We start from the raw sequence: 18,821 nt of genomic DNA on the forward strand, positions 1-18,821 counted from the left end.
ACGACGTCCTTCTTCACACACGGTGGTTCGTGCGCGAGAAGCTTAGAGCGACATCCTTTGGGATGTAGGCGGTATGATACCGCGACTATCGTTCAGCATCGTCGCGTCAGTGGACGGTCCAGCGCGCAGTTTCGGCAGCGGCCCACACCGGAACGGATCGGCATTCCGCTTCCGTTGATCGTGGCTCGGCTAAATCACTGCAGCGCGCCGTGGACACGGAATCCGGGAATTTCCCCGATAGTCTTCGAAGACCGGATGCGGCTAGGCAGGCGGCGATGCCTGCGCTTCGTCTCCCCGCCCCGCTCGCGATACGCGCCGCAGTTCATGCAGCGGTGCCGAGACCGGCCGATCTGCCGTGGCTGGTCGGTTATGCCGTAGCCTTCGTGATCGCGCACCATGTCGCGGCGGGCTGGGGCGGTCAGAGCTATTACTCGCTGCTCTATCCCGCGGCGGGTGTCCGTATCGCGCTGTTATGGAGCCGTGGACCGCGGTTGACGCTGTCCATCGTCGCCACGGAATTGGCGGTGCAGACTGCCGCAGGGATCATCGTGCCGGGGCAGCCGGACTGGCTCGCCGCCGCCGTGGGGGTCGCGCGTCCCGGGCTCGTCTATGGCCTCGTCGTCTGGCTGGTCCGCTATGTCGCCGCGCGCTCGCACTCCAGCCTCGGCGTTGCACCGATGCCGCTCGGTCTCGCAGCCGTCTCCGCGCCCATGGCGGTGGCGCTCGTCGCACTCCCCTGGTCGTTGCTCAGTCCCGAGCTTACCGGGGTCGTGGGCCTCCGCCAGACCATCGCATCACTGACCGGATTTGCGGTTGGCGACCTGCTCGGCGTGTTGCTGATCGCCCCGCCGCTGCTTTGGGCGACCCAGGCGGTGCAGGACGGGCGGCTGTCGCTGCATCGGCCGGCGCTGCGCCAGCTTGCCGTGCTCGGCGAGGCCGGCGTCGTTCTCGGCGTGGCGATCGCTGCAAGCATGCTGCTCGCGCATATCGGCCTCGGCGTCCCCGCGACCCCTGCCTTGCTGGCGGTAGCATGGATCGGGCTGCGCTTCGGGCGCACCATGGGCTGGTTGGCCATCCTGATCGTCGCGGCGATGGTGCTTCCTTATACCGCGAGCGACATGCCACTCGCAGACCGGCTGGAATTTCACATGAGCCTCGCGTCGATCGTGGTCGTCGGGTATCTCGCCGGCAGCTTCGCCGATGCGCAGGTTCGCGCGCAGATAGCCTTGTCGCGCCGCGATCGCATGCTGTTCCAGGCCGAGCGCTTGAAAACGTTGCGCGCGATGTCGGTCGCGGTGATCCACGAGATCAGTCAACCGCTCTCGACACTGGCGATCGAGGCCAAGCACCTTCACGAAATCACTGTCTCCACCGATCCGGACATCGCGCAAACCGCGGCCATCATCGATCGCAAGGCCGCCGCGCTATCGACGCTCGTGCGTCGCCTGCGCCGTTTCGGGGGCAGGTCGGTCGACGAGCCGAGCGCTCTACCCGTTTCCGCACTGACCCATGCCGAGGCGAAAGCCGCACGGGTCGTGCTGGAGATCGCGCCCGTCGATCCCGACCTCATCATCATGGGGCAAGAGATCGAGCTGGCGCAGGCGATCGTCAATCTCGTCCGCAATGCCGTTCAGGCGTGCGACGGTCGTGTGACGTTGTCGGCCCGCCGCCACGACGACCAGCTTGAGGTGACAGTCGCGAACCGCTGCCCGGATCGTCGAGGACCGCAGCCCGGAATGGGCGTCGGTGCCCTAGTGGCGCGCGCGATCATCGAAGCGCATGGCGGTACGCTCGACCGGGTCACCGACGGCGACGGCACCGTACGCGCGACGCTTTCGCTGCAACTTGTAGGAGCCGTTGCATGACCCTGCGCGCCAATCAGAGCGCTGCTGGACCAGATGGTGCAGTCGTCTACGTCGTCGATGACGACCGCGATCTAGGCGCGGCGGTTGCGCGGCTGCTCGTGCGCCACGGTCATGCTGCGAAGCCCTTTCTGGACCCTGCGCCGTTGCTGTCCGTCTACACCGACGCGCCGGCGCATTGCATCGTCACCGACATCATGATGGGCGATCTCGATGGTTTCGGGTTTGCCGACCGTCTGCGCGCGATCGATCCCGCCGTCGCGATCGTGTTCATGACGGCCTGGCCGACGACCACCCATGCGGTGGATTCGGTGCGTCGCCACGGCGGCCTCGATTATCTGGAGAAGCCGCTCGACGAACTCCGCCTGCTCGCCGCGGTCGACGAGGGGGTCGCCTGGTCGCGGCGCCAGCGCGACATCCGCGCCCGTACCGCGGCGCTGTCCGGGCGCGAGCGGCAGGTGTTCGATCTGCTCGTTCAGGGACACAGCAACAAGGCGGTCGCCGACCTCCTGACTCTCAGCCCCAAGACGATCGAGGATCACCGTGCCGCGATCGTCGCCAAGACCGGCACCAACGGACTTGCCCAATTGATCGCGCTTGCGCGGTGACCATCCCCCTTGCCGGAGTTTCTATGCCGATCAGGACCGCAGAAGACGAAACGCTGATCGAAGACGCCATCCTGGATCTGTTGGCGACGCGGCGCGAAATCTATCCGTCGCACATGGTCGGCGAGTTGCGGCGGCTCGATCCTGGCCTGCCGCTCGAACTTACCCACGACGTACTGGAACGCTTGTTCGCCGAACGTCGGGTCGCGCGGCTGTGGCATCGGTATATACTGCCCCACGACGTCGATGCGGTCCGGGCAAAATGGTTGGCAATGATCGAGCGGCAGGCGAAGCGGATCGACGCGGATCCGTTCGATGCGGCGATATCTCGGGACGCACGCGATCTCGTCACGCGGTGGGACGGCTGGCGAGTGAAGGGCTGCGACGCTGCCGCGCTTCCGACGACCGATCGATAAAACACCGCCCCGTCGACGCGCTGACACTGCATACTCCCCCCATTCCGCCGCAACGGACGGTCGCGTTATGGGGTCGTCGCAAAACCAATCATATCTCCTGTCCAACGGACCGTTAGCGGTCAGCGCCGATCGGTTGTCGGGAGGCCTACCGGTCTGTGCTACTCGGGGCTGAGATAGGAGGAGCACGCCTTGCCCTTGGTAAAATCGTGGCCCTTGGTCCCGCTGCTCAAAGTTCGTTGCCCAAGTGCGCCAAGTCCGGGTAGATCCATCAAGGGCAGCTCGACCGAGTTTGTCACGCTTGCCCGATGCGCCTGCCATCCCGGCCGGCGTATCCCGGAGAGCTCGTCGGATGCCTCCCGACGATGAACGAGATATCGCAACGACGGTCTGATACGGCTGCCTTTCCCGGCAATCCTGCAATCCCAAGCCGGACACTCGTGCTGTTCAGTGCCGGCGACTTCGCGTTCAATCTGTATTGGCAGGCGATCAGCCTTTACCTGCTGTTCTTCTACATGGACACGCTGGCGTTGCCGCCTGCCACCGCCGGGCTGATCTTCATGATCGGCGCAATCTGGGACGGCGCGGCGGATTTCCTCGCAGGCGCGGCGGCGGAGCGGATGCGGCTTTCATATCGTCGACTCGTCGGATGGGGCGCGTTGCCGTTGGGCCTGGCGTTCGTCGCGATGTTCGCGGTACCGGCGGGGGCTGCGAAATGGGCACTGGCGACACAATTGCTGTTCCGGACGCTCTATGCGTTCACTAATATTCCGTACGCGGCGTGGACGACGCGCGTGGCGCGGACCAGTCGGGAGCGGTCGCTGGTGGCCGGCTGGCGGATGGGGTTCGGCTCGGCCGCCGCTGCACTCGTCGCGCTGGCCCTGCCCTGGCTGGCAGAGCGGATGGGCAGCTATGGCGCAGCGAGCGCGCTGCTTGCCGCATTCGGCGTGCCGATGCTCGCGATCATGGCGTGGCGCGTTCCCGAGCCAATTCCCGCTGCCGTGCCCGTCGATCGCCCCACCATCAGCGCCGGACTGGCGACGCTCGCACGCAACCGGGCGTTCGTAGCGCTCAACATCGCCGCCGCTTTGGGTGGCGCGGCGACCGCGCTGACCTCTCAGTCGGTGCTGTACTTCTTCCGCTACGTCCTGCTCGACACCTCGGGCGGACCGCGCGCGCTGACCGGCATGGCGCTCGCCAGCCTGATCGCCTTGCCGGTCTGGACTGCGCTGGCCCGTGCTTGTGGCGCGCGCGTCGCGTGGATCAGTGCGGGCGCATTGGCTTTGGTGCTACCGGCCGTGTTCGCGCTGATCGCGGCCCCCGACAGCATGGAAACCGCGGCGTTCCTGCTGGCGATGCAGGCGGTGTTCATAGGATTTGCGCTCGCCGCATGGACGTTGCTGCCCGACGCGGTCGACTGGGACGAAGCGCGTACCGGCAAGCGGGTCGAGGCATTGGCGTTCGGCACGTTTGCGCTCGTGCAGAAAATCGCGCTGGCGGGCGCGGGGTTTGCGATCGGCGCGGTTTATCAGGCGAACGGCTTCGTAGCCGGCGCAGTGCAAGGCGCGGCTAGCCTGCACGCGATCCGCTGGCTGATGCTCGCCGGGCCCGCGGTGCTGATCGCGGCGATGCTGGTGGCGGTGATCGCCATCCCACTTCGCCGCGATACGCTGTCGGGGTTCAGGCCAGCGTAAACTGCCCTGAGACGCCTTCGGCCTGTGCCGATGGCGCTATCCAGACCTGAAACCGGCCGGGCTCGATGGTCGGCTTGAGATCACGGCCGACGAACAGCAGGTCGCTGCGGCGGAGCGTGAACGCCACGACCTGCCGCTCGCCGGGTTTCAGCGCGATCTTCCGGAACGCCTTCAGTTCGCGCACCGGCCGGGTAATGCTGGCGGCCACATCGCGGATGTAGAGCTGGACCGTTTCTTCCGCCGCCCGCGTGCCGGTGTTCGCGATCGTCGCGCGCACGGTCAGCACGCCGTCGCTCGCCATGATCCCGGTGCCGAGGTCGAGACCCGAATACCCGATGTCGCCATAGGTCAGGCCGTGGCCGAACGCGAACAGCGCGTCGTTGGCGAATTCGCGATAATGCGCCTTGTATTCGACCAGCGGCCCCGGCGGATTGGGGCGGCCGGTGCTCTTGTGGTCGTAGTGATAGGGCTCCTGCCCGGTCGCATGCGGGAACGAGACCGGCAGACGCGCGGACGGCCCGGTCTTGCCGAACACTATGTCGGCGATCGCCGGGCCGTCCTGCGAGCCGAGGAACCACGTCACGAAGATTGCCGGCGCGTCGAGCACCGCACCACTGAGCACCAGCGCGCGGCCAGTGCGGAGCAGGACGACGATCGGCTTGCCAGTGGCCGTGACCGCGTCGACCAGCGCCATCTGTGCGGGGGGGATGACGATGTCGGCGCGCGATTGTGCCTCACCCGACATGCGCTGGCTCTCGCCGATCGCGAGCACGACGATATCGGCGGCTTGCGCGGCAGCGACCGCCGCGGGGATGCCGCCGGCCAGCGGACCGTCGACGCCCGATCCAAGCGCGACACTGACCAGCGACGGATCCGCGACGGTCGCGCGGACTCCGGTCGCGAGGTCGACCGCCTCGGCATCGGTGCCGTAGACGTTCCACGGTCCGATCAGGTCGTGCTGTCCGGCTGCGAACGGACCGATCAGCGCGATCCGCTTGCCCGCGCGCGGCAGCGGCAACAGGCCGCCGTCGTTCTTGAGCATGACGATCGACTTCGCACCGGCTTCACGCGCGAGCGCCAGGCTCTCACGCGTGCGGATACGGGTCTTCTCGCGGCGTGGATCGATCCGGCGGTATGGGTCGTCGAACAGTCCGAGCTGCACTTTCAGGGCGAACACGCGGCGGACGGCTTCGTCGAGCCGCGCCATCGGCACGTCGCCCCACGCCACCAGATCGGGGAGGTGCTTGAGGTAGAAGCCGCTCTGCATGCTCATGTCGACGCCAGCCATGAAGGCGAGCTTGGTAGCCTCGCGCGCGTCGGCGGCGAAGCCGTGCGCGATCAGTTCCTCGTCGCCGGTGTAATCGGAGACGACCAGCCCGTCGAAACCCCATTCGCGGCGGAGCACATCGGTCAGCAGCCAGGGATTGGCGGTGGCGGGGACGCCGCTGATCTCGTTGAACGAGGCCATGACGGTCGGCGATCCCGCGGCGAAGGCGGACTGGAACGGCGGGAAGTACGTTTCGCGCAGCGTGCGCTCGGAAATGTCGACCGAGTTGTAGTCGAGGCCAGCCTCGGCCGCGCCATAGGCGGCAAAATGCTTGGCGCACGACGCGACCGCATCGGGTGCCGCGAGCCCGCGCTCGCCCTGGAACCCGCGAACGCGTGCCGCCGCCATCATCGTGCCGAGCAGCACGTCCTCGCCGGCACCCTCCACGCCGCGCCCCCAGCGTGCGTCGTGGGCGATGTCGACCATCGGTGCGAAGGTCCAGTCGATCCCCGACGCAGCAGCCTCGGCCCCGGCCGCGCGCGCGGTCCGCCGGGCCAGCTCCGGATCGAAGCTCGCCGCCTCGGCCAGCGGCACCGGGAACACGGTGCGCAGGCCGTGGATGACGTCGGCCGCGAACAACAACGGGATCTTCAAACGCGACTCGCGCATGGCAACGGTCTGCATCCGCTGCGCCATCACCGCGCCGTTGCCATTGAACACACCACCAAGCCGCCCGGCCCGGACGTCGGCGAGTTGACTATCGAAACTGGCGGTCCCGCCAGCCGGGTTGAGCGACGTCGCCGCCCCCCCTGCCCAGGCCGCCGCCATCAGCGTCAGCTGCCCAGCCTTTTCGACGACCGTCATCCGGCCGATCAGCGCCTCGACCGATGCCGGCAGCGCCGCGGCACCACCCCTTACCTGCTGAAGCAGCGCGCGTGCTGGACTGGCGGCCCAGGCCGTCACCGCCGCCGCGCCCATCATCATCGCCCGCCGTGAAATTGCCTTTGAAATCACTTGTGAATTCGTTGCCGCCGTCATCCGCTCATCCCCGTCCATGCCAGTAGCGATCGCTCCAGCCCACACCGGAAAGACGATCGTCGCAAGGTTCTTGATCCCTGCTTCTGGATCATGTAACCGGTTACATCAAGAACAAGATGCCGGTCGCAACACGCAGATCGGTGCCAGAGGGGATACTGACGCTTCATGCCGCACGCCACTGTCCGTGATATCGCCCGCGAAGCCGCGGTGTCGGTGGCGACGGTGTCGCGCGCACTCAACGGGCACAGCAACGTGCGCCCCGAAGTCCGCGAACACATCGAAAGCGTCGCCTTGCGGCTCGGCTATGTCCCCCACGCCGCGGCGCGCCATCTAAGTTCGGCACGCTCGGGCATGATCGGCGTCGTCGTCCCCGACCTGCACGGCGAATTCTTCTCCGAACTGTTGCGTGGCATGGACCGCGAGGCGTCCGAGCGCGGCCTGTACTGCATGATGATGGTGATGCACGGAGATGCGCAGCGCGGCGTCGCGGCGCTGCACGCGATGCGCGGCCGGGTCGACGGGCTGGTGGTGATGGCGCCGCAGGTGTCCGCGGACGAACTGCTCGCGCACTTGCCTCGCGGCATGCCCGCCGTGCTGGTCAACTGCGCGCCGGGACACTCGGGTCGCACCGAACTGCGCATCGACAATGTCGCGGGCGCGTCGGCGCTGGTCGAGCATCTGATCGCGACTGGCCGGCGGCGGTTGGTCCATATCTCCGGGCCCGCGGGCAACATCGATGCCGACGAGCGCCTGCGCGGTGCGCAGGAGGCGTGCACGCGCGCCGGCTTGTCGCTCCGCGTACTGACGGGCGACTTCAAGGAGCCGTCGGGCGCCGCCGCCGCCGCGCGCCTGATCGAAGAGGGCGCCGACATCGACGCGATCTTCGCTGCGAATGACATGATGGCGATCGGCGCGATGATGACGCTCAAGCGGGCCGGCATCGTCGTTCCCGACCAGATCGCGATCGCCGGATTCGACGACATCCCGCTGACCCGGCTCATCTCGCCGTCGCTGACCTCGGCGAGCATCGACATCGCCAGCTTCGGCGCCAGCGCGGTCGCGCGGCTGGTGAAGGCGATCGCGGGCGACGACGATGGCGGTGTCGAGCAGCGCGTACCGATCGTGATCGTCCGCGAATCCACCGGCCCGGCCCGCCACAGCCAGCACGGCCCGAATCTTTCCAACGTCCACAACAACAAACCCGAACAATCGGGAAAAGGGGAACTCCAATGACCAAGATGATGTTGCGCGCGGCGGTCGTCTCGCTGACGGCGCTGTCGAGCGGGCTGCTGTTTGCGCCGACGCCGGCAGTGGCGCAGGTCGGCCAGGCCTCGCTGCGCGGCACGATCACCGCACCCGCCGACAATCCGGTCGTCGAGGTCACCGCGGTCGAGATATCCACGGGCTTGCGGCGCACCGTGCCGGCCGACGCCAACGGCGCGTACAACTTTGCGTCGCTGCGCGCGGGCACCTATCGCCTCGAGATCAAGCAGCGCAACGGCACGCGCAATTCGGACGCCCTCACGCTGCGCGTCGGCCAGGTGGCTGGCCTCGATCTCGATCTCGCAGCCGCCGGAACGCCTGCCCCCGCGGGTACCACCGGTGAAGCCACGCCCGGCGATACGCCCGCTGCGGGGGCCGCGGCGGCTGGCGATGAGATCGTCGTCACCGGCAACCGCATCCGATCGCTGTCGGGCGGCCAGGTCGGCAGCGTCATTTCGTCGCGGCTGATCGAGCAGCTGCCGCAGAACAATCGCAACTTCCTCGCCTTCGCCGATCTGGCGCCGGGCGTGCGGTTCATCGAGGACGCAAGCGGCGCGTCGCGCATCCAGGGCGGCGGGCAGGACAGCCGCACCGTCAACGTCTTCATCGATGGCGTCAGCCAGAAGGATTACGTCCTCAAGAACGGCATCACCGGCCAGGATTCGTCGCCCGGCAATCCGTTCCCGCAGCTCGGCATCGGCGAGTATCAGGTGCTGTCGTCGAACTACAAGGCGGAATTCGACCAAGTCAGTTCGGTCGCGATCACCGCGGTGACCAAATCGGGCACGAACGAATTCCACGGTGAGGGTTTCTACGACTTCACCAACCAGAAACTGCGCGATCGCCGCCCGAGCGAGATCTTTCCGACCACGATCCCGAAGGTCGACACCAGCAACAAGCAGTTCGGCGCGGCGCTGGGTGGTCCGATCATCAAGGACAAGGCGCACTTCTTCTTCACTTACGAAGGCAAGCGCATCTCCAGCCCGTACGACGTGCGGCCCGAGAACGGCTATCCGATCTCGTCTATTCCGCAGCAATACCAGGATAATTTTGGCACCTTCGCGCTGCAGTTCAAGCAGGACCTGTATTTCGGCAAAATCGACATCGAGCCGACCGACAACGACCTGATCGAACTGTCGGGCAAATATCGCGACGAGTCGGGCATCCAGAACGCGACCGGCATCAATGCGGCCAGCACTTCGACGCTCAACAAGGTCGTCGACAAGCGTGGCCTGCTCCGCTGGCAGCACACCGGCAACCAGTGGATCAACGACGCGCGCCTGTCCTACGAGGACTCGCTGTTCGCGCCGACCCCCGCGACCGACGGCATCACACAGTTCTTCCAGGCGACGCAGCGGATCGGCAACGGCATCCAGCGCACCGACCTGCTCCGTGCCGGTGGCGGCGGCAACTTCCAGACCAAGGGCCAAAAGGGCTGGACGATCCAGGACGATTTCACATTCACTGGACTTCAGGGGCACACGATCAAGGTCGGTGCCAAGGCGAAGTGGGTGAAGCTCAACACGCTCGAGCAGAACCTGACGAACCCGGAATATACCTATGACGTCAACGCGATCCCCGGCGTCGCCTTCAACGATGCGCTGCCGTACAAACTTCAGTTCGGGGCAACCGGCGCGGCGGGGCAGGCCAATGTCCGGTCGAACAATTTCCAGATCGGTTTCTACGCGCAGGACGACTGGGATATCACCAGCCACCTGACGCTCAATCTCGGTCTGCGCTGGGATTACGAGCGCACGCCGTCCTATCTGGACTACGTCACGTCGGCCGAGAATATCGCGGCGGTATCGCCAGATAACTACCCCAACCTCAACAAAGCCGACTACGACATCAACGACTATATCTCGAACGGCAACGACCGGAAGGCGTTCAAGGGCGCGTGGCAGCCGCGGCTTGGCTTTACCTACCGCTTCGACGAAGCCGGACGCTTCTCGATGTTCGGTGGCTATGGCCGGTCGTACGATCGCAACCAGTTCGACTTCCTCCAGCAGGAAGCAAGCCAGGGCGCGTACCAGGTCCGCACGTTCAACTTCATCGGCAACGATTCGCTCAACCCCTGCATCCCCAGCCAGACCTGCATCGCGTGGAACCCGGTCTATCTGACCGCGGCCGGACGCCAGCAGCTGGCCAGCGCGGCCATCGGCGGCGGGCGCGAGTTCCGCTTCCTCAACAACGATCTCAAGGTGCCGTATTCGGACCAGTTCAGCCTCGGCATGCGCGGTCGCTTCTCGCCGGTCGAACTCGAGGTCGGCTACACGCATATCGCCAGCCGCGACGGGTTCGCCTTCCTGCTCGGCAATCGCCGGCCCGACGGCTCGTTCTTCTTCAACGATCCGGCCGATCCCGGTGACGTGCCGCAGTCGCCCTTCTCGTTCTCGCCAAACGGCTATGGCTCGATCATCCTCGGCACGAACGGTCTCAAGACGAACTCGGATGCGGTCTATTTCAAGCTGACCAAGACCTATTCGGCGGCTTCGCCGTGGAGCATCGATGCGACCTACACCTACACGCAGGCCGAAGAGACGGGGAAATTCGGGGACACGTATCTGCTCGATTATGCGCAGCTCTCGGATTACCCGATGCTGCGCTCGTCGGGCGTGCCGCAGCACCGCTTCGTGATCGCGGGCAGCGTCGATACGCCGATCGGTGTGACCTTCTCGACCAAGTTCCAGATCGAGTCGCCGATCTATTTGAAGGCATTCGTCGACCGGTCCGATCCCTTCTCACGCGAACTGGTCGGACGGCAGGCGGACAGCTTGGGCGATCTCTGGGGCCGCCGACAGCTGGACTTCGCGTTCACCAAATATGTGCCCGTCGGCTTCATCACCGAACAGGCGAGGGTCCGCATGCGGCTCGATATCCTGAACGTGATGAACGACCGCAATTACACCGACTTCAACAACAGCCCGCTCGATCCGAACTACGGACAGCGATCGACCTACAGCACGGGCGGCAACGCGCCGCGCACGATCAAGCTGTCTGCGGGCTTCTCGTTCTAGAACCCGTTGGCGGGACGCGGCATGACCGCGTCCCGCCCCTGTTCGCGTATCAGTAACCGAAGGACGTCATGATCGATCGCAGGCAGTTGCTGGGCCGCACTTCGTTGGGCTTGGCAGGACTTATGGCCGGCTGCGCGATGCCGTCCGCTACCCGGCTCGGTAGCGTGGCAGGTGGCGCGAAGGGCACCGCTACGGGCACGGCGATGCCGACCGCGCTGCTTGCCGATCTGCACGAACGCAGTTTTCGGTTCTTCTGGGATACGGCCGACCCCACGACTGGGCTGGCCCCCGATCGCTGGCCGACACCGTCGTTCGCGTCGATCGCCGCGGTAGGGTTCGCGCTCACCGCCTATCCGATCGGCGTCGTCAACGGCTGGATCACGCGGGACGAGGCGCGCACGAGGACGCTCGCCACGCTCGAATTCTTCGCCGCCGCGCCACAGGGCGACAGCAAGAGCGACGACAGCGGCTACAAGGGGCTGTTCTACCACTTCCTCGGCACCACCAAGGGCCACCGGTTCGCGCGCGCGGAACTGTCGACGATCGACACGGCGCTGTTGATCGGCGGGGTGCTGTTCGCGCAAAGCTGGTTCGACTCGGATCATCCCGGCGAGGTGCGAATCCGTGCGCTCGCGGACCAGCTCTATGCTGCGATCGACTGGAGCTGGATCGTGCCGCGCCCGCCGTTCATGTCGATGGGCTGGCACCCCGAGAGCGGGTTCATCGCACACGACTGGAACATCTACAACGAGGCGCTCCTGCTCTATGTGCTGGCGCTGGGATCGCCGACGCACGCCTTGCCCGCAGAAACCTGGGACGCGTGGACCGATCGCTTCGACGCGCAGTGGACCGACAAATGGGGTGGCGAGCCGCACATCCATTTCGCGCCGCTGTTCGTGCATCAATACAGCCATTGCTGGATCGACTTCCGCGGCATTCGTGATCGCTACATGGCGAAGAAGGGCATCGACTATTTCGAGAACAGCCGCCGTGCGGTGCGCGCGCAGCGGGCCTATGCGATCGCCAATCCGGGCGGGTGGAGCGGCTATGGCCCCGACGTCTGGGGGCTAACAGCCTGCGACGGGCCGGGCGACTTCACGATCGACCTCGGCGGGCGCAAGCGCGAATTCTTCAGCTATTCCGCGCGCGGGCCCGACGATCGCGACGACGGTACGCTGGCACCGACCGCAGCCGCGGCATCGATCGCGTTCGAGCCGGAACTGGCACGGCGCGCGATCGAGACGATGCACGGGCGCTACGGCACGCAGATCTACGGAAAATACGGATTTCTCGACTCGTTCAATCCGACGCTGACGGCAGCGGCGATGCCGTTGAAGCATGGCAGCATCGATCCGAAGATGGGCTGGGTCGACAACGACTATCTCGGGATCGACCAGGGCGCGATCGTCGTGATGATGGAGAATTGGCGGACCGGTCTGGTCTGGACGACGATGCGCGGCAACCCGCACATCCGCCGCGGTCTGCAACGCGCTGGCTTCGCAGGCGGTTGGCTGGCTTGATCGTCGGCAGCGCGAAGGATGATCGCCGCGCAGTTCTCTCCATGGCCGGCCCACAGCGACCGGCGATGCCGGCAATCGATGCGTGCTTCATCTTGTAAGTAGCTGCCACGTCAGGGACTTTCAGGCCGACGAGTGACGCTGCGATTTCATCGCGCACCGCCATCCGTTCGCGCAGACCGATTACCAATCCTAAACAGTTTGATTGGATATGTCGGCGGTTAGCTAACGCCGTGGTGGTCCGTCGATGTTCAAAAATCTCTTTCAGGAGCGTCGACGCTCCCATGCCGTGAAGCGGCTCGGTGTTCTGGATACGTTACCCGAACCGGCATTCGATAGATTTGTCCAACAAGCGGCTTTATCGTTCGACGCGCCCATCGCCGTGCTGTCGGTGATCCACAGCGACGACCAATGGTTCAAGGCTGCCGTGGGAATGGCTGTAACCTGCATACCACGTGAGAATGGTTTCTGCGGGCACACGCTGGACCATCCAGGCGTGCTGGAATGTTGCGATCCCGAAGTCGATCCCCGTTTTGCCGATTTTTCGATCGTTACCGGAGACCCGTTCGTTCGCTACTATATCGGCGCTCCGCTCACGCTTCTGAACGGTGTCGACGTCGGTGCGCTCTGCGTGCTCGACACCGTAACACGCCCCCCCTCCTCGCCCGACCAGCGCGCCTACCTTCTGGGCCTGGCGCGCCAGGCATCGATGGCACTGGAAGCGCGCGGCGACCTGTGGCGCGAAGGTAGCGCGGCATGATGAAGATCGCGCTTTGCATCACGCAGGATCATGATCTGCGGCTCGTCATGGTTGCCCTCGCCGTATGCCTGATCGGCTCGGCTGCGACGGTGCAATTGTTCGGCCGGATCCGGTCGGCGATGGGATATAGCCGGCTCGGCTGGGTCCTGCTGACCGCGGTCAGCACGGGGACCATGGTCTGGTCGACGCATTTCGTCGCGATGATGGCATTCCGCACGCAGGCCCCGGTGGTACTCGATCCGATCTTGACGTTTGCCTCGCTGCTTCTGGCGATCGTCGTCGCCGTTCCAGGACTCGCACTTGCGGCGATGCGGCAACGTTGGACGGGTATCGCCGGTGGCGCGATCATCGGCGTGGCGGTGTCGGCGATGCACTATCTCGGCATGTCGGCGTACCGGATCGACGGGATCGTCACGTGGGACTGGAGATACGTTCTCGCTTCGATCGTCCTTTCGGCTGTGCTCTCCGCGGCTGCGTTTCACATCCTGAAACGCGCTGGCCGATGGCGGCGGGCACGCGCTGGCGGGATGCTGGGATTGAGCGTTGCGGTGCTGCATTTCACCGGCATGGCCGCAATGAACATCGCTGTTCTGCAGCTCGGCGACGGCCTGTCCGACGGAACGCTGTCCGCACTCGGGATCACGACCGCGATCGCCGCGCTGCTCGTGGTCGGATGCGCCGCGCTCAGCGCGTTGATCGACGGACATAGCCAGGACGAATCCTATCGGCGCCTCAGGCGGATGGCGTTGCATGACGGCCTGACCGACCTGCCCAACCGCATGAGCTTCAACGAAGAGCTTGGTCGACGACTGGGATTGAAGTCCGGACGCCCATGCATGGCGGTCGTCATGATGGACCTGTCGCGCTTCAAGGCGGTCAACGATACCTATGGGCATCAAGCCGGCGACCAACTGCTGATCGCGTTGTCGACGCGGTTCGTTGCAGCCCAGCGGCGCGGCGAAAGCATCGCTCGCCTTGGCGGTGACGAGTTCGCTGCCCTGATCTCCTACGACACCCCGGCCGACCTGGCGGATTTCCTCGATCGTCTGCGCGCGACGTTCACGACCCCTTTCGAGTTCGAGCGGTTCACCGCGTCGGTCGGGGCAAACATCGGTGTGGCCTTGGCGGTCCATGACGGGCTCGACGCCGATACGCTTCTCGCGAAGGCGGATCTGGCGATGTACCGCGCCAAATCGCTGCACTCCGACGAGCCATGTTACTACCAAGCCGAGATGGATGACGCAGTCCGCGATCGACGCGAACTTGCCAGCGACCTCCGTAACGCGGTCGCCGCCGGCGCGTTCGAACTCCACTATCAAGTCCAGGCCTCGGTCGCGACCGGCGAAATCACCGGGTACGAAGCGCTGATCCGCTGGCACCATCCGACGCGGGGTTCGATCTCGCCAGCAACGTTCATTCCGGTAGCGGAGGAAAGCGGGCAGATCGTGCCGCTGAGTATCTGGGTCCTACGCCAGGCCTGTTTCGAAGCCGCCCTCTGGACCAATCGCCACATGGTTGCGGTGAACCTGTCACCGCTGCATCTGTCAGACCCTCAACTGGTCGAGACGGTGCGGTCCGCGCTCGAAGACAGTGGCCTGCCGGTCGAACGGCTCTCGCTGGAATTGACGGAAAGCGCCATCATCCACGACCGCGACTTCGCCCTGAACCAGCTTCGTCAGTTGAAGGCTATGGGCATCGCCCTGGCACTGGACGACTTCGGCGTCGGATATTCTTCGCTCGACGTTCTGCGCTCGTTTCCGTTCGACAGGATCAAGCTCGACGCGTCGTTTGTCGCGGAAATCGAGCATAGCGAGCAGGCAGTCGCCATCCTGCGGTCCGTCACCGCGCTCGGCTCCAGCCTGGATATGCCGGTCCTCGCCGAAGGGATCGAGCAACCGGCGCAATTGTCCATCGTCACGCGGGAAGGATGTGGCGCGATCCAGGGTTATCTGATCGGCAAGCCCTCACGCACCTTGGCGAACCCGGACCATGTCCGCCGAGCCATGCTGTTGGCACCCCGGGACTTGGGTACGGAGCAAGCCTTCGGTTGAACGCGAACACCGCACCGGGCGGTTTTGCAGCCTGCCGCCACCAGGCATAAAGGAGAGATCAAATCGGGTGGGTTCGATCTCAACGGTTCGCGGCCGCCGCTCTACACCGTCCATAAGCTGCTTGCCGGTTTGCTCGCCGTGCAAGGCACCCGGGGCAACGCACAGGCGCTTGAATCCGAAAGATCCTGCGGCCTGCCGAAGCATTACCAGTATAGTACCACGCTTGCAGGACCGATCCGGCCATGATAATGGATCGCAATAACGGTTTGAAGGATATGCGCCTGCTAGTCCGAGATTCGGGTCGGAAACCCAAGCCGTTACAGCGACATGCGCTCCGTATTCGGCCCAGACTGTCCGTCGCCAGCCCTGGCGTAGTGCGCGCCCTGCCCCGAAGTCCGACTGAATCGTATGAGCGGGTAGCATGACGGCGTTTGCCCTCGGCGCTGTACGAGACATGCCCGGCATCGCGGCCTTGCGCGCAATGATGTCAGGTAACGCGTCGCCCAGGATCAATCGGACGCTCGGCTTTGCACTGATCGCAGTCGAAGACGGCATGGTCGTGTTCGAAGGCCATCCTGACCAGCGGGTCCACACGCGGATCGGCACGGTACATGGTGGCTTCGCAGCCACGATGCTCGATAGCGCATGTGGCTATGCGGTCCATTCGCAACTCGACGCTAGCCAGGGCTACACGACGCTCGAACTGAAAATAGCGCACCACCGACCGCCGACGTACGAAAGTGGCCCCGTTCAGGCGGAAGGCCGCGTCATCTCGATCGGGCGCACCACCGCGTTTGCCGCTGGCCGCCTGTTCGACCGTCACGGACGCCTTTGCGCCACAGCGACATCGACCATTTCGATTTTCCCCCTCGAATGACGGGCGATGATGCCTGCCAAGGACGCAATGCCATGAAGACTTTTCTCAATCTTGCAGCGCTCGTCATGGTCGTCGTGCCAGCCCCGCTCTTCGCACAGGAGGCACGCTGGCCCCTCGAAGAGTCGGTAAAGTCGCCGACCAAGGCGCTCAGCATCCCGACAAAACTCGACCCGATGATGCAGTCGCTTACCGATATCCTGAACGCGGGCGGCAAGGTCGTCAGTTCCTATGTCGGGACGAACGGCCCGATCGTGACGGTTCAGTTGAAGAAGGCCTACAGCATCTGCCTTCTGAGAGGCGCCAATCCAGCGACCGACGCGAACGTTCCGACATCCGAATGCTACGCGCTCAATTGATCAAAGGGGCGCGGAGATTTGTCATCGGCAAATGTTCGCGCCCTCTCCGATCGGCGAAGGTTATCGGAGATATTAATCGAGCCATCCCGGCGGATTTCGACGACCTTCTCGGCGACGGGAGCTTTTGACGTACAAGCAAATACATCTCGCCTTGTAGCAAAGATCGAACAGGCAGACGGTTAGAATAGAACGGCAGAGTGAACTGATTTTCTATATTATTCGTTCCGACATGGCCCTAAATTGCTAGTGAGCGAATCAGACAGTTCTTACCGACCATTTCGATCGGAGTTCGAATCTTTCTGTTTTGCCGAATAGTTCGCCCTGGGTAGCGTTTAGGAGAGATGTTTCATGGATATGATCAAAGACAACAAAGCTCGCTTGTCGGGACTGGAACAACTTCACGCACTCATCGCTGCGAACATACCACCGCCGATCAACAAGACCATGAACTTCACGTTGACCGAGTTCGAGGAAGGCCGTGCCGTGTTCGAGGGCAATCCGGACCAGAGCGTCTACAACCCGATCGGCGCGGTGCACGGTGGCTATGCAGCGACATTGCTCGACACGGCTTGCGGCTGCGCGGTCCATTCGACGCTGACCGCCGACCAAGGCTACACGACGCTGGAACTCAAGGTCGCCTATCATCGCCCGCTGACCGATGCGAGCGGTCCCGTTCGAGCCGAGGGCAACATCGTTTCGATCGGCCGCCGTACCGGGTTTGCCGAGGCCAAGCTGACCGATCGTAATGGCAAGGTGTGTGCAACGGCGACGTCGACCTTGCTGATCTTCCCCCTCGACGCTGCTGGCTGATCGTCTCCGGCGCCTGGTGACAAATCACACTCTGCGCCGCCATGGCTCCTGAACTAAGCAGCCTTCGAGAGCCGTTGGATCCACAGTATCGCGATCGATAGTGACGCGCCCTTTCCGTCATTCCGTGGAATCTGGAAAGGGCGCTCACAGATACGGTGGACACCATGTCGCGCAAATCTTCAGAGACGAACCGCCTCGCAAGGCCGCCGTAGATTTTGCGGGCGGCAGGTAGAGCCAGTCTGAAATTCAGGCATATTTTCAGCATTTCGACAGGAATTATGACCATGATGACGATGAAACGCCTGGTGGTTTCAGGTATAGTGATTTGCGCATCTGCGTCCGGGGCGAACGCAACCGCCAAGCTCGATAGCTTGCAAGCCGTCGAACGCATGCTGGAAAGCGGACGAACCGTATCGGTCGTCATGGACCTTGGGCTGTGTAGTCCAGCATCGACGGAAACCAAGCCGACACGGACACGCGGAGGTCTGCGTATCAACGCCTACCGCGAGACCGAGGACGGAACGCTGGCCTTCGCCGACGACCACTTCACGATCGGACGCGACGGCAAGCCCATCCGGCAATTCCTGCGTTACCAAGTCCACGCCGATGGTTCAGCAGACTTCTCGATGACGATCTTCAGCATGCCGGACGTCCAGCAGATCGGACCGACGCTCCAATACAAATGCGCGCTAAACCACGGGATGCGTTTTGCCGCGTCTTCCGGGTGATTGGCCGGAAGGTCGTTCCGGCTCGTAATGACGCGTCCCGCCGTCATGTAACTGATCGAGGACGACAGGTCGGTGATAGTCGGGGATGCCGAACGCCGATCGGTTTGGACACGTCAAAGTTCAATCACGCCAGCCTGTCGATCACCATAGCTTTATCCAGCGTGGGTGCAGCGTTCCTCATCGGCGTGGCCGCCAGCACCAGACGATCCACGTTCTTAACCTCTTGAAGAGTCTCCGTTGACCCGTCGCTATAGGCGATGACGGTGATCCGCATGGGTCCCGCGTCGGTCGTCCGTTGATCGACGATGGTCCTCTTCCCGTTTCCAGCAGATTTCTGCGCCATATCCTTATCGGTCGATGCTTCGGTTCTGGCAGGTCCGACTTGGCCAATCACGCCACCAACCGTCGTCGCGTTGGAGCCCGGCTCCTCAGTTATCTGGCCGTCGGTCTCCAGAAGCATGCGGGCGGCAGGCCGCTGGAGCGGATTGGAGGCGACCCGCGCGAGCAGCTTCGTCGGAGATATCGTCGACAGCATGCCCTAGTAACGGCCGGAACCGGACCGG

General features: G+C 64.3%; 15 protein-coding genes. 13 read left to right on the top strand and 2 right to left on the bottom strand.

Annotation, left to right across the window (positions count from 1 at the left end; genetic code table 11):
* The first annotated feature begins 275 nt into the window (after window positions 1–275).
* The 4 genes from IFT67_RS01870 to IFT67_RS01885 all read left to right on the top strand — a co-directional run bounded on the left by IFT67_RS01870 (window position 276) and on the right by IFT67_RS01885 (window position 4,574).
* Entirely contained in the window at window positions 276–1,865 is a 1,590-nt protein-coding gene (locus tag IFT67_RS01870) for an ATP-binding protein (protein WP_192144835.1), read from the top strand.
* Window positions 1,862–2,470: a response regulator transcription factor gene (locus tag IFT67_RS01875; RefSeq protein WP_107962090.1), complete on the top strand. Its 609-nt coding sequence runs from the start codon at window positions 1,862–1,864 to the stop codon at window positions 2,468–2,470. The genes IFT67_RS01870 and IFT67_RS01875 overlap by 4 nt, the downstream gene beginning before the upstream one ends.
* Window positions 2,471–2,493: 23 nt before the next feature.
* Complete coding sequence (locus IFT67_RS01880; protein ID WP_192144836.1) at window positions 2,494–2,883, top strand: hypothetical protein; 390 nt, start codon at window positions 2,494–2,496, stop codon at window positions 2,881–2,883.
* Window positions 2,884–3,245: 362 nt separating this feature from the next.
* Entirely contained in the window at window positions 3,246–4,574 is a 1,329-nt protein-coding gene (locus IFT67_RS01885) for an MFS transporter (protein ID WP_192144837.1), read from the top strand.
* Here IFT67_RS01885 and bglX read toward each other — a convergent pair.
* Window positions 4,561–6,825, bottom strand: a complete 2,265-nt coding sequence (bglX, locus tag IFT67_RS01890) for a beta-glucosidase BglX (protein ID WP_192146356.1) — start codon at window positions 6,823–6,825, stop codon at window positions 4,561–4,563. The two genes, IFT67_RS01885 and bglX, sit on opposite strands and share 14 nt — an antisense overlap.
* Window positions 6,826–7,044: 219 nt before the next feature.
* On the opposite strand from bglX, the gene IFT67_RS01895 reads away from it, so the two are divergent.
* The 9 genes from IFT67_RS01895 to IFT67_RS01935 all read left to right on the top strand — a co-directional run bounded on the left by IFT67_RS01895 (window position 7,045) and on the right by IFT67_RS01935 (window position 18,258).
* Window positions 7,045–8,112 (top strand): LacI family DNA-binding transcriptional regulator, encoded by a 1,068-nt coding sequence (locus IFT67_RS01895; RefSeq protein ID WP_192144838.1) that lies wholly within the window; start codon window positions 7,045–7,047, stop codon window positions 8,110–8,112.
* A complete protein-coding gene (locus tag IFT67_RS01900; RefSeq protein ID WP_244647131.1) occupies window positions 8,109–11,159 on the top strand; it encodes a TonB-dependent receptor in 3,051 nt (1,016 codons plus the stop codon). Before IFT67_RS01895 ends, IFT67_RS01900 begins: the two co-directional genes overlap by 4 nt.
* Before the next feature lie 68 nt (window positions 11,160–11,227).
* Window positions 11,228–12,679 (top strand): glucoamylase family protein, encoded by a 1,452-nt coding sequence (locus tag IFT67_RS01905; protein ID WP_192144839.1) that lies wholly within the window; start codon window positions 11,228–11,230, stop codon window positions 12,677–12,679.
* Window positions 12,680–12,923: 244 nt separating this feature from the next.
* Window positions 12,924–13,436: a GAF domain-containing protein gene (locus IFT67_RS01910; RefSeq protein ID WP_192144840.1), complete on the top strand. Its 513-nt coding sequence runs from the start codon at window positions 12,924–12,926 to the stop codon at window positions 13,434–13,436.
* Window positions 13,433–15,487, top strand: coding sequence for a putative bifunctional diguanylate cyclase/phosphodiesterase (locus IFT67_RS01915; protein WP_192144841.1), 2,055 nt, complete (start codon window positions 13,433–13,435; stop codon window positions 15,485–15,487). The genes IFT67_RS01910 and IFT67_RS01915 overlap by 4 nt, the downstream gene beginning before the upstream one ends.
* A gap of 421 nt (window positions 15,488–15,908) precedes the next feature.
* Complete coding sequence (locus IFT67_RS01920; RefSeq protein ID WP_192144842.1) at window positions 15,909–16,364, top strand: PaaI family thioesterase; 456 nt, start codon at window positions 15,909–15,911, stop codon at window positions 16,362–16,364.
* A gap of 32 nt (window positions 16,365–16,396) precedes the next feature.
* The gene (locus tag IFT67_RS01925; protein ID WP_192144843.1) at window positions 16,397–16,720 is read left to right on the top strand and encodes a hypothetical protein; all 324 of its coding nucleotides are present in this window, start codon (window positions 16,397–16,399) and stop codon (window positions 16,718–16,720) included.
* 348 nt (window positions 16,721–17,068) lie between these two features.
* Window positions 17,069–17,530: a PaaI family thioesterase gene (locus IFT67_RS01930; protein WP_192144844.1), complete on the top strand. Its 462-nt coding sequence runs from the start codon at window positions 17,069–17,071 to the stop codon at window positions 17,528–17,530.
* 284 nt (window positions 17,531–17,814) lie between these two features.
* On the top strand, window positions 17,815–18,258 hold the full coding sequence (locus tag IFT67_RS01935) for a VirK family protein (protein WP_197982889.1): 444 nt from the start codon (window positions 17,815–17,817) through the stop codon (window positions 18,256–18,258).
* A gap of 124 nt (window positions 18,259–18,382) precedes the next feature.
* On the opposite strand, the gene IFT67_RS01940 is transcribed toward IFT67_RS01935, so the two are convergent.
* Window positions 18,383–18,793 (bottom strand): hypothetical protein, encoded by a 411-nt coding sequence (locus IFT67_RS01940; RefSeq protein WP_192144845.1) that lies wholly within the window; start codon window positions 18,791–18,793, stop codon window positions 18,383–18,385.
* Between the last annotated feature and the right edge of the window lie 28 nt (window positions 18,794–18,821).

The sequence above is a fragment of the Sphingomonas sp. CFBP 13728 genome, from assembly GCF_014841895.1.
In the GTDB taxonomy this organism is placed as follows: Bacteria; Pseudomonadota; Alphaproteobacteria; order Sphingomonadales; family Sphingomonadaceae; genus Sphingomonas.